Source organism: Tatumella ptyseos ATCC 33301, assembly GCF_000735525.1.
GTDB lineage: Bacteria > Pseudomonadota > Gammaproteobacteria > Enterobacterales > Enterobacteriaceae > Tatumella > Tatumella ptyseos.
This window is the reverse complement of record NZ_JMPR01000004.1, coordinates 36,501-51,524: the sequence shown is the minus strand read 5'-3', so window position 1 is coordinate 51,524 and position 15,024 is coordinate 36,501. Positions and strand designations below refer to the sequence as shown.

The 15,024-nt window shown below is 51.4% G+C and carries 8 protein-coding genes; 4 read left to right on the top strand and 4 right to left on the bottom strand.

All coding sequences use genetic code 11. The annotated features are described in order from the left end of the window. Positions 1-11: 11 nt before the first annotated feature. Together GTPT_RS00355 and GTPT_RS00350 are read right to left on the bottom strand one after the other, a co-directional pair. Positions 12-878: a MurR/RpiR family transcriptional regulator gene (locus tag GTPT_RS00355; protein WP_029990655.1), complete on the bottom strand. Its 867-nt coding sequence runs from the start codon at positions 876-878 to the stop codon at positions 12-14. A gap of 749 nt (positions 879-1,627) precedes the next feature. Next, a complete protein-coding gene (locus GTPT_RS00350) occupies positions 1,628-2,740 on the bottom strand; it encodes a metallophosphoesterase (RefSeq protein ID WP_197709872.1) in 1,113 nt (370 codons plus the stop codon). 516 nt (positions 2,741-3,256) lie between these two features. On the opposite strand from GTPT_RS00350, the gene GTPT_RS00345 reads away from it, so the two are divergent. From GTPT_RS00345 to GTPT_RS00335, 3 genes are read left to right on the top strand one after another with little or no spacing between them, the layout of a single operon-like run. After that, positions 3,257-4,393, top strand: coding sequence for an efflux RND transporter periplasmic adaptor subunit (locus GTPT_RS00345; protein WP_029990653.1), 1,137 nt, complete (start codon positions 3,257-3,259; stop codon positions 4,391-4,393). A 9-nt stretch (positions 4,394-4,402) separates the two neighbouring features. Continuing rightward, entirely contained in the window at positions 4,403-7,537 is a 3,135-nt protein-coding gene (locus GTPT_RS00340; RefSeq protein WP_029990652.1) for an efflux RND transporter permease subunit, read from the top strand. Further along, positions 7,527-8,966, top strand: coding sequence for an efflux transporter outer membrane subunit (locus GTPT_RS00335; RefSeq protein ID WP_051170800.1), 1,440 nt, complete (start codon positions 7,527-7,529; stop codon positions 8,964-8,966). The genes GTPT_RS00340 and GTPT_RS00335 overlap by 11 nt, the downstream gene beginning before the upstream one ends. A 214-nt stretch (positions 8,967-9,180) precedes the next feature. Here GTPT_RS00335 and GTPT_RS00330 read toward each other — a convergent pair whose 3' ends face one another. Beyond that, the gene (locus tag GTPT_RS00330; protein WP_025903979.1) at positions 9,181-10,419 is read right to left on the bottom strand and encodes a chloride channel protein; all 1,239 of its coding nucleotides are present in this window, start codon (positions 10,417-10,419) and stop codon (positions 9,181-9,183) included. Between the two features lie 565 nt (positions 10,420-10,984). On the opposite strand from GTPT_RS00330, the gene lpxP reads away from it, so the two are divergent. Then, the gene (lpxP, locus tag GTPT_RS00325; protein WP_025903980.1) at positions 10,985-11,905 is read left to right on the top strand and encodes a kdo(2)-lipid IV(A) palmitoleoyltransferase; all 921 of its coding nucleotides are present in this window, start codon (positions 10,985-10,987) and stop codon (positions 11,903-11,905) included. A 955-nt stretch (positions 11,906-12,860) separates the two neighbouring features. Here lpxP and GTPT_RS00320 read toward each other — a convergent pair. Continuing rightward, a complete protein-coding gene (locus GTPT_RS00320) occupies positions 12,861-14,135 on the bottom strand; it encodes a glycoside hydrolase family 68 protein (protein ID WP_025903981.1) in 1,275 nt (424 codons plus the stop codon). Between the last annotated feature and the right edge of the window lie 889 nt (positions 14,136-15,024).

Here is a 15,024-nt window from a genome sequence, read left to right as displayed (position 1 = left end):
TCCCTGGGTTTTTAATGTTCAAACTGTCCAAAATCTTGCTGTAATTTACGGTTATATTCGAGCCTGGCGGAAATTTTTGGTCCCAACTGCTCAACAATAGATGATAAAAGAAGATTAAAGAGGCAGCTCAGTGGCGCCAGAGAGTCCCAGAAGTTTCCTGTGTCAGTTTTTACTTGTAATAAGTCTATAGGATAGTCACGTGCCCAGGGGCACCAGATATCGGTTACTAATACCACCGGTACTTTAGTCTCTGAGGCTACGCGGCAGAATTGGCGGGCAGCGGCAGAATAAGCACGGGTATCTGTCAGAACAACATAAGGGTTTTCGTATTCTGAATTCAATGATTCAAGCCAGCTCCCTGAACTTCCGTCGGCATAGATGACCCTTGGACGTAAATATTCCAGATGGCTAAAAAAAGTATGGGCCGTTCCACGGGTGGACTGAATGCCTAAAATAATCACTGCATCGGCGGTCGCAATTTTCTGACTGACCGTAAGAAATTCTTTTGTTTTTGCCAGTTGGTAAACATACTTAATAGCTTCAATCTCCATTTTAAGAGATTGGTTACTTCTGTCCGGATGGAATTTTTGTTGTTCCCACGAATCTAAACGATCTATTACCCCCCAAGGCTTGTAGGGAGAATTAGACACGTTACGAAGAATATTCTTCATATCATCCAGATTACGAAAACCTAGCTTTCGGAGATAGCGTCCGACAGTAATACCACTGGTACCTGTCGCCTGAGCGATACTATCAGCCGTTTCATAGGGAATTTGCTCTCTGTTATTCAGCAACCAGGTGCTAATACGTTTATCACTGGGTGTTTGTTTACTGAATGTTTCTTCGATGGTTTCGAAAATTTCAGATCTCATGTTCATATCCGACTCAATGTTATATTGTTGTCATAAGGATAATTTTGATACTGAGTTAACAAAGCACAATGCGTGCCACTTTTTTATAAATAAAAAAACGATAAAATTCAGTCAGATGAAAATTAAGAGATATTTTTTATAATACTGAAAACCCGGGGGGCTGTGATCTATTGAGTGCAGGAGCGGTAAATCTTGAATTGTTATGGTGCACAGACAGTCGTAAAAAATATCAAAACAATGCAGTAAGGCTTGGAACAGGGCAACAGATAACAGCTCTCTCTGAACCGGTATTTTGCGGAGGATCCTCCGGGCAGTCCCTTAGCGGTTCATTATCTTTCCGGTCTCGTTTATACCCGGGCAGGTCTGAAACTCCTGTCTGAATGATTGTCACCAAGTCTCTGCTTGTGAGTTTTTCGCCTCGCTTCGGATCTTTGATGATCCGTCGGCTGTTCGTAGAAAACGAAACAGCCTCGGCATCCGTTTTCTTTGTAAATCGGTTATGAACCCGGGTGAGGTTGACCTGTATCTAACAATATTGCGAATGATAACTCCCGGAGTTATTGGACAGGATATCCAGCACGGGCAGGGGAGGGATAACTTATGCGGGCGTCTGCACTGAAGTTTAGCTGCGGGTAGTTGCTTCCTGATTTCACTGATCCCCTGTCTGAGATTTGCGACATTACCTCCATTGATTATTACGCTGGCCCGGCTTTGTTGCGGACCAGTCGTGAGACCCGCGTAGCCGTGATAAAGGTTTAACCTTTTTGCAGAGTAAATAGCGTAATTTCACCCGGATATCCCAGCCGCAGGGCGAAGCCATTCCATAAGCCGGTACCATTGCTGACATACAGCAACATCCGGCCCAGACGATATTCACCGGAATAGAACCCGTGGTTGGCTCGTTTCACCAGAATATCCAGCCCCGGAACCATACCGCCGTGGGTATGACCGGAAAGTTGCAGGTCGACTCCGCTGGCCGCATTCTGACGGGCATTCACCGGCCGATGGTCGAGCAGGATCACGGTATCCTGTTGCGTCACGCCCTGCAGGGCATCAGACAGTGAAGGACCGGGCTGAGAAAACCGCAGGGCTGCTTCATCGGTTACTCCGGCGACCACGATGCTCTGTTCACCGCGATAAATCCGTACCGACTGATTCATCAGTTCGCGGATCCCGGCGGCCTCAATTTCACGCATCCAGCCTGAAAAATCAGCATAGTATTCATGATTCCCCGGGATCGCGACCACGCCATCCCCGGCCCGCAGTAATCTGAGTGGCGCGACATCCTGTTGACGGTCTGCCACTGTACCATCGGCGATATCCCCGGTGATGGTGATCAAATCCGGATGTAATGCATTGGTCTTTTTGACGATCTCTGCCATTCGCTTACCCCGTAATAAGGTACTGGCATGCAAATCGGTCAGTTGTACCAGCCGGTAGCCTTCAAAGGCGGAAGGTAACCCGGAGATATTCACCGTCACATTTTTCACTGCAGGTACCTTCACGGCCTGCCATACCGCATATCCTGAAATAGCCAGTGATACGGCGCATAACAAACTATTGGTGGCCCCTTCATGGGATAACGGGTGTCCCGCAAGGTAAGCTACCCCGGCGATCAGACCATGCAGCACCAGCAGCAGCGTAAACAGGATCTCTGCGCCGAACAGTACGTTAATCGCCACCATGACCGGCTGCGGAAATTCCGGTGAAAACATATTGCCGAACACCAGACGATAAATGAGGTGACACTCCGCCACCAGCAAGGCAAAAACAAACAACAGTATTCTGACGGAAGCGGGCAGCGGAAGATGTAAAATGAAACGCCAGCCAATCACCAGCGCCATTACAGGGGTCATAAAAGGTAGCACAGTCACTCCTGTGGATTTGTCAGTCATCCCTTAACTCTAGCATCGCTCAGCCAATAGTCACATGACGGTGGCCTGAGACAGAGATCCCGCACCCTGACCCGCGGTTCGTCAGATATCCCCCGGACCGTTACTGAACCGATGTATCCCGGCATTACCGGACTCCGGGTGTGTGCTGTTGTCCGGGATGGCGGGGGCCATATGCCCTGGCCGGTAATAAGGCGGGACGATCACAAACGTCACTGTGATTTTTAGGAGGAGGGACGTCTCTGTGCAGAAAGGGTGAGGTGGCTTTTCAGTGGAAGGGGCGTGTGATGCCAGCCTGTTAAGGCAGCCGATCGTCTGTGAATACTTCCGGCCCCGGAGGGTGCTCTCCTGTCCGTGCGGAAAGGTTGTCGGGTTGCTTTTTGCAATGATATCTCACGAAATCCTTACGGCAAGTGACCGGTTAACTCTTTTTCTATGACATATCATGGAAAAAAAGACCTTATCCTTTCCCCGTCGATATTGAGATCACTTATGAAATTAAAATATCTGTCTGTCAGTGTGATTTTCCTGCTTTCAGCCTGCGATCAGGGAGCGTCCCGGCCAGTGGCATCAGCCCCGCCGGAGGTCGGTGTCGTGACCCTGAAGAGTGAGCCCGTCACGTTGTTTACCCAATTACCCGGCCGCACAAATGCGGTAAAAACCGCAGAAGTTCGTCCCCAAGTGACCGGTGTGATCCTTAAACGTCTGTTTACCGAAGGCGGAGAAGTCAGGCAGGGGCAACCACTGTACCAGATTGATCCCGCATCCTATCAGGCGGCGTATGACAAAGCCCTGGCGACCTGGCAGAACGACGAAATGCTGCGTAAACGCTATCAGCCGCTGGCCGCCGCGCATGCTGTCAGCCAGCAAACCTATGATGATGCCCTGGCCGCAGAACGCGAAGCCAAAGCAGATGTAGAAGCCGCCCGCGTTAACCTGAATTATACCCTGGTCAGAGCACCGATTTCCGGACATATCAGCCGTTCACTGGTCACCGAAGGGGCGCTTGTCACCAGCGGGCAGACCGATTATCTGGCCACTATCCAGCAACTGAATCCGATGTATGTGGATGTCAGCGAATCGTCGACCGAATTATTGCGCCTGCGCCGGGCACAGGCGGAAGGAAAACTGAAAAAAGTAGGGGATAACACGGCTGATGTTCAGCTACAGCTCGATGATGGTAGTCAGTATCCGCTGGACGGAAAACTGGCCTTTTCTGAAGTCAATGTTAACGAAGCGACCGGTACGGTCGTGCTGCGGGCGGTGTTCCCGAATCCGAATAACGAGTTACTGCCGGGGATGTTCGTCCATGCCAGCCTGCCACAGGCTGTTCAGCAACAAGGCATTCTGGTCCCACAGGAATCCATTATGCATGACAGTAAAGCCCGGCCGTACGTCTATGTGCTTCGTAAAGATGACACCATCGCGCAGCAGAGTGTGACAACCGGCGAAATGACCGGCGGAAACTGGCTGGTAACACAGGGACTGGTTAGCGGTGACAGGGTGGTGGTTAACGGGCTGCAGGATGTCCGTACCGGCATGAAAGTCAAACCTGTTGCCGCAGATACCAACGATACGCCGGATGCCAGCAAGGTCAGTCTTTCAATGACTGATCCTGCGGCACAATAAGGGGGCCTGATGTCAAAGTTCTTTATCGAACGGCCCATTTTCGCCTGGGTCATCGCGATCATTGTGATGCTGGTCGGAGCCATAGCGACCTTTAATCTTCCAGTGAACCAGTACCCGAATATTTCACCGCCGGCAATTTCTATTTCGGTCAGTTATCCCGGGGCCAGTGCTGAAACGACCCAGAATACGGTAGTACAGGTCATCGAACAGCAACTGAACGGTCTGGACGGGTTGCGATATCTTGAATCCACCACCAGCAGTGATGGCAGCGCGTCTATTATTGCCACCTTTAATCAGGGAACCAACTCAGACATTGCGCAGGTTGAGGTACAGGACCGGGTATCGCTGGCCGAGTCTCAGTTGCCATCCAGTGTGACGGACCAGGGGATCCGCATCCGTAAGTATCAGAAAAACTTTATGATGGTGATTGGTCTGATCTCCAAAGACGGCAAGCTGAGTAATGCTGATTTGGCGGATCTTCTGGTATCCAAACTGGAGGACCCGATTTCCCGGACCAAGGGTGTCGGCGACTTTATGGTGATGGGGGCAGAATATGCCATGCGCATCTGGCTGGACCCCGCCAAGCTGTACAAATATAAACTGATCCCGAGTGATGTCACCACGGCCATTGATAATCAGAACGTACAGGTCTCTTCCGGCTCCCTGGGCGGCTTACCGACGGTTCCCGGCAACAAAACCACCGCGACCATTCTCGGTAAATCACGTTTCACGACAGTACAACAATTCGAAAATGTTTTATTAAAAGTGAACAGTGACGGGTCTCAAATCCGGCTTAAAGATGTGGCTAAAGTTGCCCTGGGGCCGGAGAGTTACACCATCGACTCGACCATGAACGGGCGGCCTTCTGCCGGTATTGCGTTACGTCTGGCGACCGGGGCGAATGAACTGAACACGGCAGAAGCGGTGCGTAATACCGTGGCTGCATTGAAAGATTCATTGCCGGACAACGTCGAGGTGGAATATCCCTATGATACAACACCGGTTGTCAGTGCTTCGATTGAGGATGTGGTTAAAACACTGATTGAAGCGATTGTGCTGGTTTTCTTTGTGATGCTTATCTTCCTGCAGAACCTGCGGGCGACGTTGATCACGACACTGGTGGTGCCGGTCGTCCTGCTCGGGACCTTTGGTATTCTCGCTGTCTTCGGTTACAGCATCAATACACTCACTATGTTCGGGATGGTACTGGCGATAGGTCTGCTGGTGGATGATGCCATCGTGGTGGTCGAAAATGTGGAAAGGGTAATGCACGATGAGCAGCTCAGCCCGAAAGCCGCCACCATTAAATCGATGCAGCAAATCCAGGGGGCATTATTCGGGATAGCACTGGTGTTATCGGCTGTATTATTACCGATGGCATTTTTCTCCGGCTCGACCGGCGTTATCTATCGTCAGTTCTCGGTGACCATCGTGTCTGCTATGGCGTTGTCGGTACTGATGGCGCTGATTTTCACCCCTGCCTTGTGTGCCACCGTGCTGAAGCCCGGGTCGGCAGAAAGTAAAACCCGCGGGCTGGCGGGCTGGTTCAACCGTAAGTTTGAGCAGGGGACGCTGAGTTACAGCCGGGGTGTAAACCGGATCCTGTCGCGGCGTGGTCTGTTTATGCTGGTGTATCTGGTGATTATCGGTGTGACGGCTTTTCTGTTCACCCGGGTACCGACCACGTTCCTGCCTAACGAGGATCAGGGGCTGATGATGATTCAGGTCACCCTGCCGGTGAATGCGTCGTCGCAGCGGACACAGAAGGTGCTGAATGATGTGTCTGAGTATCTGAATAAAGATGAAGGCAGTGTGGTGTCCACCGTTTTTGCGGTGGATGGATTTAACTTTGCCGGTCGCGGACAAAACAGTGGTATGGCCTTTGTCCGCCTGAAAGACTGGAGTCAGCGAACGCAGGCTGACCAGAGCGTCAGCGCGCTGGCTGCCCGGACGATGGCCCATTTCAGTCATTATAAAGATGCCAAAATCTTCGCTATGGTACCTCCGGCGGTGATGGAGCTGGGGAATGCGACCGGATTCGATTTCTATTTACAGGATACCGGCGATCATACCCACCAGCAGATGATGGAGGCGACCCATAAATTCATTGAACTGGCGAATAAGGATCCCCGTCTGGCCGCAGTCCGTATGAACGGGATGGAAGATGAACCGCAATACCAGCTCATCATTAATGATGAGCGGGCCAGCGCATTAGGGCTGAGTCTTTCTGATATCGATAACACCTTATCCGTAGCCTGGGGCTCCAGCTATGTTGACCAGTTCATGTATAACGGGCGGGTGAAAAAAGTCTATCTGATGGGGAAAGCCAGTTCCCGCGTCACCCCGGAAGATCTGAATAAATGGTATTTCCGCAACAGCAGTGGCGATATGGTGCCGTTTTCCGCGTTCGGCAGTGGTAAATGGGTTATCGGGGCACCGCACTACGAGCGTTTTAACGGTATGTCGGCTCAGGAAATTCAGGGATCACCAGCCCCGGGTTACAGCAGCGGGCAGGCAATGAAAGCCGTAGAGCAGATTGCTAAGCAATTGCCGTCCGGATTCCGGGTGCAGTGGTACGGTATTTCCTATGAAGAGCAGGCATCAGGATCGCAGACGTACTCCTTGTATGCCTTATCCGTCCTGGTCGTGTTCCTCTGTCTGGCGGCTTTGTATGAGAGCTGGTCTGTTCCGTTCTCGGTGATCATGGTGGTGCCTTTAGGCGTCCTGGGGACTATTGCGGCGGTGCTTATCCGGGGATTAAGTAACGATGTCTTTTTCCAGGTCGGGTTATTAACCACGGTCGGGCTGGCGGCGAAAAATGCCATCCTGATAGTCGAGTTTGCGAAGGAGCAGCATGAACGTGAGGGCCGTTCATTAATTGATGCGGCGAAAGACGCTGCACGGATGCGTATCCGGCCGATTATTATGACATCGATGGCCTTTATTCTCGGCGTGTTCCCGATGACTATCGCAAACGGAGCCGGCGCAGGCAGCCAGCACTCTATCGGTACAGCGGTGGTCGGAGGAATGCTGACAGCCACTTTCCTCGCTATTTTCTTCGTGCCTATGTTCTATGTTGTGGTGTCCCGGGTGTTCTCCGGGAAGAAGCAATCCCCTTCTGAGGTGATTACACATGATAATTAAGTCGTTCCCGTGGAAGCTGCTGCCGCTGGTGGCAGCAATGGGGCTGGCAGGGTGCAGTCTGCAGCCCGACTACAAACGTCCGGCAATGCCGGTGGATGCCAGTTACAGTTTGTCCGGTACGACGGGGAATGTCGCCGACCTGTCATGGCAGAACTTTTTCACCGACAGCACGTTACAGCAGTTAATTCAGTTGTCGCTGGAGAATAACCGCGACTTACGGGTGGCGGCGCTGGATGTGGAAGAGGCCAGGGATCAGGTCACGGTAAACCGCGCGGCATTGATGCCGACGGTGGATGCCACTGCCAGCCAGACCTCTGAACATCTGCCGGCCAACCTCTACAGTACCCGGACTTCGGGGGCGGTGACGGAACATGAACTGAGTGCCGGGCTAGGGGTCACGTCCTGGGAACTGGATTTCTTTGGACGTTTGCGCAGTCTGAAGGATGAAGCTCAGGAAACCTACTTATCGACTGCCGCCACAGAACAGGCGACGCGGATCTCACTGATCGCCGAAGTAGCCAGCGCCTGGCTGACGCTTTGTTCGGACAACGATCTGCTGCACCTGGCACAGCAAACGGTACTCAGTCAGCAGGACTCTTACCGGCTGACCAAAATGAGCTATGACGGCGGGGTCAGCAGCGATCAGGACCTGGCCGAAGCGGAAATGACATTGCGCAGTGCTCAGGCCGATGTTGCCAGCTACACGCGGCAGGTACGTCAGGATGTGGATGCCTTACGGCTACTGGCGGGGACCGACTTACCGGCGACATTACTTTCTCATGCGACGCTCAACAGCCACTGGCAGTTCCCGCCCACCCCGGCAGGGCTGCCTTCTGACTTACTGACCCGCCGGCCGGATATTATTGCCGCCGAGCATACTCTGAAAGCAGCGAACGCCAATATCGGTGCAGCAAGAGCCGCGTTCTTTCCAAGCATCAGTCTGACGGCCTTCGGAGGCTCATCCAGCAGTTCACTGAGCCGTTTGCTCGATGGCGGGACCGGAGCCTGGTCGTTCGTACCGTCAATCAATCTGCCCATCTTTGATGGCGGAGCTAATACGGCCAACCTCAATATTGCCAGAATCGAAAAACGCATTGATATTGCCAATTATGAGAAAGCTATTCAGACGGCATTTAAAGAAGTGAATGACCAACTGGCCGGAGAAGACACCTGGAGGGAGCAGTTACAGGCGGTGGATCAGGAAGCGGCCGCCAGCCAGCGTGATTACCGTTATGCACAATTACGCTACCGGCAGGGGGTGGACAGTTATCTGAGCGTTCTGGTCGCGCAACGTTCCTGGTATAGCGCACAGCAATCTCTGATTGCTGCCCGACTGGGCCAGCTTAATCAGAAAATTACTTTGTATAAGGTGCTGGGAGGTGGCTGGCAAACCGGTGGCTACTCACATTCATCTTCTTCTGCGCTATAGCGTACGCTGGTAAGACGCTGTTCCGGCAGGATCAGCGCGCCGTAATGGGCGGTAGTGCACTTATCCGGCCTGCAATTGCAGGCCGGAACTTTTTCGCCTTGCCTTACCCTGTGGGATAACCGACCCGGCGAACGGGCGTCCCCTGCAGAGCCGGCTCTCTGTCCCCGTCACAGAATGACGGGGACGACAACCGTATCTCCGGCTGTTTTTCGGATTACTTCGCCCGTTTCTCAATGGCACAACAGGTCGCGAAGGAGCCGCCCACGGCCAGCATTACCGGAATGACCAGAGTACTGCCCATATGGGTGAATTCTGCCGCCAGCATCACCGTTGTCAGCGGCATCTGCATTGACGCCGCAAGGAAGGCGGCCGCTCCTGACAGCGCAATTGCCGTCTGATCTCCGGCAGGTAAGAACGGAGAAAAAACCGTGAACAGAATACTGGCGAGCAGAGCACCGACGGTAAAGCCTGGTGTCAGAACGCCGCCTTCAGCCCCGGCCCGTAAGACAGCCCAGATAAGCACCAGTTTCAGTAACAGCAACATCACGGGTAACAGACCGGTTAACTCACCCCAAAGAGCCAGTTGCGTCGGCCCCTTACCATTACCGGGTAATTGCGGAAACCAGAGTGACAGAATACCGGTCAGGCCAAAACTGAGCAGACACAGCACCGGCATTTGCCAGTTAGTCTTAATGCCTTTACGGGCATGTCCGGTATAACGGCGAAAAAGATGCGCGGCATAGCCGAACAGCGGTGAGGTCACGATAGCCCAGATAATCAGAGGCGTATCTGCGGCCGGTGCCGAAAAATGGTATTGCGACTCATTGCCCAGGCCAAAAGTGGCGACATAGGCTCCCAATGCAGAAGTCACCAGTGCCGGCAGTACGCAGGACCAGCGGAAAGAGATCAGCAGCACTTCCAGGGTAAAGATAGCTCCGGCCAGCGGGACGTTATATACCGCGGCCAGCCCGGCCCCGGCACCACAAGCGATAAGAACCCGGGTATCCTCAGGGGCAAGCCCGAAAGCACGAGCCAGAGAGGTGGCGCCCAGCGCCCCGATTTCCCGCGGAGCCACTTCACGACCTAACGGTGAGCCTAACGCAACCGTGATAATCTGTAATAAGGCATGGATCAGGGAAGTAACCCCCGGCATGGGTTTGGCAGGATCTTTCACTGCCGCGTTGACCGAAACCCGCGGGCGGCCATACCGAGCCAGTAACCACCAGCCTGCCCCGGCAATGATCCCTCCCGTCAGCAACGCCAGGAGCCGTCGTTCACCACTGGCCGCGGTCACTCCCTGTAAAAAGCTCTCTTTGCTGATAATGGCATCCTGACTGTATCCGAAAGCCAGATGCTGAACGGCATGCAGCAGCATCGCCAGTAACATTCCGCCCAGCCCGGAGAGTATCCCGGTCATTACCACCGCGCTTGCGAACCGTAGTGATTTGGTCATATGACAACCCTTAATACGATGAATAAAAAATATTGATGTCTGTAAAGTATGATGCAGCGATTATCAATCCGGCTTCAACTAACGGGTATAAGTTATCTTACATGATGAAAACACGTTACTTTTTACGTTTTTCATCGCCGTTTATGATGAGTTTTTTTTATGGAAAATCTCTGTGAGTGTGTCATTATTGAGCAGAGTTCTCATCACGCTGATACAGAATATATCAGTTATGATTATGAGCTGCGGGGAGGCAGAAAAAACAGGGGGATAAACGGGAGAAATACGGCCGGAAGAGGGGGGCCTCACCGGTTTTTAAGGAATTTTGTCAGTGGCCCGGAAGCAGCTTCCGGGAATGATCTCGCCTGTTTTTGTCAGGAAATGAATAATTGTGCGCAAGCACTCATATTTCCTATATCATAATCATTCAGGAGTTCGTACCATCTCCTTATGGCGAAAAAAAGACAGACGCAATTTGTTACATTTTGGTCCCTGAATCATTGACTCGCCAGTTTGTCTTAGTGATGAGACATAAAATAATGTCGACTAATAAATTGGTGATGCAAGCATGAAAAAAAGTAATGGGTTCAAATTAAGCTTCCTGAATCCTAAGTATTTCACCCTGTGGCTTGGGATCAGTGTTTTGTGGTGTGTGGTTAAGCTCCCTTATCCGCTGCTTCTTGCTCTGGGGAAACGTCTCGGCACCTGGTCGCAGCCGTTCCTGAAACGACGTAAATCTATCGCCCGCCAAAACATCCGTCTCTGTTTTCCTGATATGTGTCCTCAGGAACAGGAAGCGTTGTTACAACAAAATTTCGAATCCCTGGGACTGGGATTTCTGGAAACCGGCATGGCCTGGTTCTGGTCCGACAGACGTATCCGTAAATGGTTTGATGTTGAAGGGCTGGAAAACCTGAAGAAGGCACAGTCCGGCAAACGCGGTGTGATGTGTGTCGGGGTTCATTTTATGTCCCTTGAACTGGGCGGCAGAGTCATGGGGCTTTGTCAGCCAATGATGGCGACCTACCGTCCGCACAATAATCCGTTGATGGAATGGCTGCAAACCCGCGGGCGCTTACGCTCGAATAAAGCGATGATTGACCGCCGTGATCTGCGTGGCATGGTCGGTCAGCTGAAACAGGGTGAAGCAGTATGGTTCGCGCCGGATCAGGATTACGGAATGAAAGGCAGCTCCTTTGTGCCGTTCTTCGGGGTAAAAGATGTGGCGACAACCAACGGAACCTATGTGCTTTCCCGTCTGTCGCATGCTTCGCTGTTAACCATTACGCTCGTCCGAAAAAAAGACGGCAGAGGTTACCAGTTACATATAGAGGCACCTTTAGAGGATTTCCCGACCACGGAATGGAACGCGGCGGCTTATATGAACCAGATCATTGAGCGGGAAATTATGCGTGCACCTGAGCAATATATGTGGGTACATCGCCGCTTTAAAACCCGCCCGATGGGTGAAGCCTCTCTTTATACCTGATCCTGTCCTTTACAGTCCCGGTATCGCTCAGGCGGTACCGGTCTGATAAGACCGCTGTAATCCCCCCTTTGACGGTTCTGATTTTATCACCCCTCTCGGGTATAACGCGTTATGCGAACCGCCTGCATCAGTTATGTCTTAACCTTAACGGTATCGGCTTAAAGAGCGGTGGCCTCCGGTGAATACCCGCAAACCTTCTGATAAGTCCTGTCTGATCTGTTGCCTGTTCCGCGGTGTTATATACGTCCGGTATTCATGAGTATTTACGGGCCACAGAAAGGTTGTGAGTAATTACTTACATTGAGGTGGCGAGTGCTTCGTAAAAGACTCAGAGTCTGCAGTTCGCTGGAGCGATGACTGTGAACCCGGCGGGTGACAGAAACTCCGGTGACGTTGAGTGACTCCGGTGAGAGATCGCTTAAGTGAAGGGTCGCTTACCACGATAGCGCTATCTCTCCCCCGTGGTTTACAGAAAAACAGGAGGTATTTTCGGGTTCCGGGGTAAGATTTACCGGTGAAAGAGGGCTGGCAGATCCGGAATTATTCAGTAATTGCAAGGTATGAGTAAGGTGTGGGTACACACTAACATTTTAGCGGATAATATCTGCCCGGGAAGGGTAACGGCAGGATGCGCCGATGTATTGCTGAAAGGTGGCAGAGGCTTATTGTTACCGAAAAGGATGAGCAGAATAAAAGGATAAACAGAGTTCATCAACCGTTGATCCGGTAACGCATCATCGAAAGGTGTGGATTAACGCAGGTAATGTATAAGAATAAATCCGGCTGCTGAGAACTATGATTATTTCAATGCGGTTAATGATAGTAAGTGTTTACAATCATAAAGGTGAAGGGCATCAGAAAAGTGCAACATAACGTCTGCCCGGAACGAACGGAAGCCATGCTGCAGTTATCACCGATAAAGACCGGCACAGTCCTCACTGTGCCGGTAGCAGTATTAACGGATGATGACGTTCTCCATTGGCGGGATGTAACCGTAGTCGAATTCTTTGACCATAAAGGTCCGTTTACCTTCGATCTTAATCTGTACGGTGGGGGCTTCGGTACCACCGATACGGTATTCGCCATCGTAGTCACCGTCAGATGCCGGCACGGTATCGATAAATGACGTGACCAGCCCGTTTGGCATCACACAGTGTGAATAGGTCTGCAACGGCTGAGACGATGGGTTACCCAGTACCAGGCCGGAACCATTCAGAGGCTCGTAAGGGCCAAACAGTGAATCACTGACAAAACCGTAAACGCCGTCCGGGCCGGTCAGGTTATCGGCATAGGTCGATTTATGGCTGATAGTAAACAGGTAGTACTTCCCGTCCTTAAAGACAAAGTGAGGACGTTCAGTCTGGTCGTTGACGCCTACCGCCGTGATCAGTGGTGGCAGCAGTTGCCAGTCATTACCTTCCGCATCTTTCGCCGCCGCCAGACCGATACAACCTGTCTGATAACGTGCGCCACCGACATCGTCATAGCCCGGAGGAATATCACCCATATCTTCAGTGGTGATTTCATGGCTGCCACGTTCCCCGGCCACATTACCTTCAAAGACCATATAGAGGTTGCCATCATTCGGGTCGATGAACGGGCTAGGGTCACGGAAGCCCCAGTACGGGTTTTGCTCTTCTGTCTGGTAGTAGAAACCGTCAGCGGAGAACAGCTCAATCACTTCATTAAAGCCGGACATCGTTACACCGTTACCATCGGCAGCAATTTTACCTTTCACCTTCACGATGGTCGCTCCCGGTGTCACGCAGGTGTAGTACAGTTCCACATCACCCTGTTCATTCAGCAGAATCGGGGTACCTGCCCATTCACGGGTGGTGGGTGACACACCTTCTGCCATCACACGGCCGCCGAATGTCCAGTTCTTGCTGTCTTTTGAGTACCAGAAGCAGATTCGGGCACGGCCGTGACGCGCATTCCAGTCGGTGTAGATGTCGTAAGTCCCATCTTCTGCGATATATTCTTCCGGAAGACGATCAGCTGTCAGCGTGAAGATAACGGACCAGCCATTGACGGAAACAATATTACCGTCATATTTACGCAGTGGCAGAGTATCCCAGATAAAGACTTCATCACTCATTACCGGAAAATCGATAGAGACCACAGGTTGAGTGGTAGTGGGATCATCGGCCCGGACTTTCAGTGCATCGGCACGGCTCCATGCTGTTGTTTTTACTTTATCTTGCAAATTTTTAATTTCAGTATTTTTCATTTTTAAAACCTCCGTAGTTAAGTGAGGCTTTATAAAAACATGGCGTGTTATTTAATTAAACGTATCCCGGATTTGTCATTTACCACACAACAGATTCAGAAAATAAACTTATTTTTTGTTGTGTGGTGGAGGACACGACGGGGAAATATATCAATATTAATTTTTTTATTAAAAGCTAACCGGTTTCCTTCGGGGTAGATATCACCGGAATCATTTTATTGATAAGATGACAAGAAAAACATGGGGCGATATCCCTGCGACTTTTTCTTAAAATGTGGGGGTGATCGGTTTTTAAGGGAATATCCCGGTAAAAAAGTGCTGTGTTTCATGGGTGTTTAAAATAACAGGAGGGTGAGGTTGAGATATCCGGGAACCACCTCCCTGAACAGTCAATGTGATCCACTAACCGGAAAAGCGTTCAACCATTACTATGAAATAAATAGCGGTGAAAGATAAGAAATTGTCAGGATTATGACAGATCCTGTTTCTGAGATTTTCCGGATGATTCATATTTTCGTCCGGACGTTGTCCGGTATCTGTGTACTTAATTGCCGATGTCTGATCTTTATTCTTTGATATTTCTCCGGTTGTATATCAGATATACCTTTCCGGTAACGATGATGTAACTTCTGAACCCGTTACTGTTTTCTGTTCTGTTTTTCAGACGTGCTGATATGATGTTTTTCATTACGCGGAACAGGGGGCACTGCTGTACTCATCCCCTGTGATCCCATGTTTATACCGCCGGTCTGACAGGGGGTGAGAGACTCTGTCAGACGGTATGCCCGCCGCAAAGTTGGTTGCAGAGAAATATCCTCCGGCCCGGCCGCCTTGCCTGCCTGCCGGCCACGGCGGGGAAAGAGCCGCTAATCGGGGGAAATAAGCACAG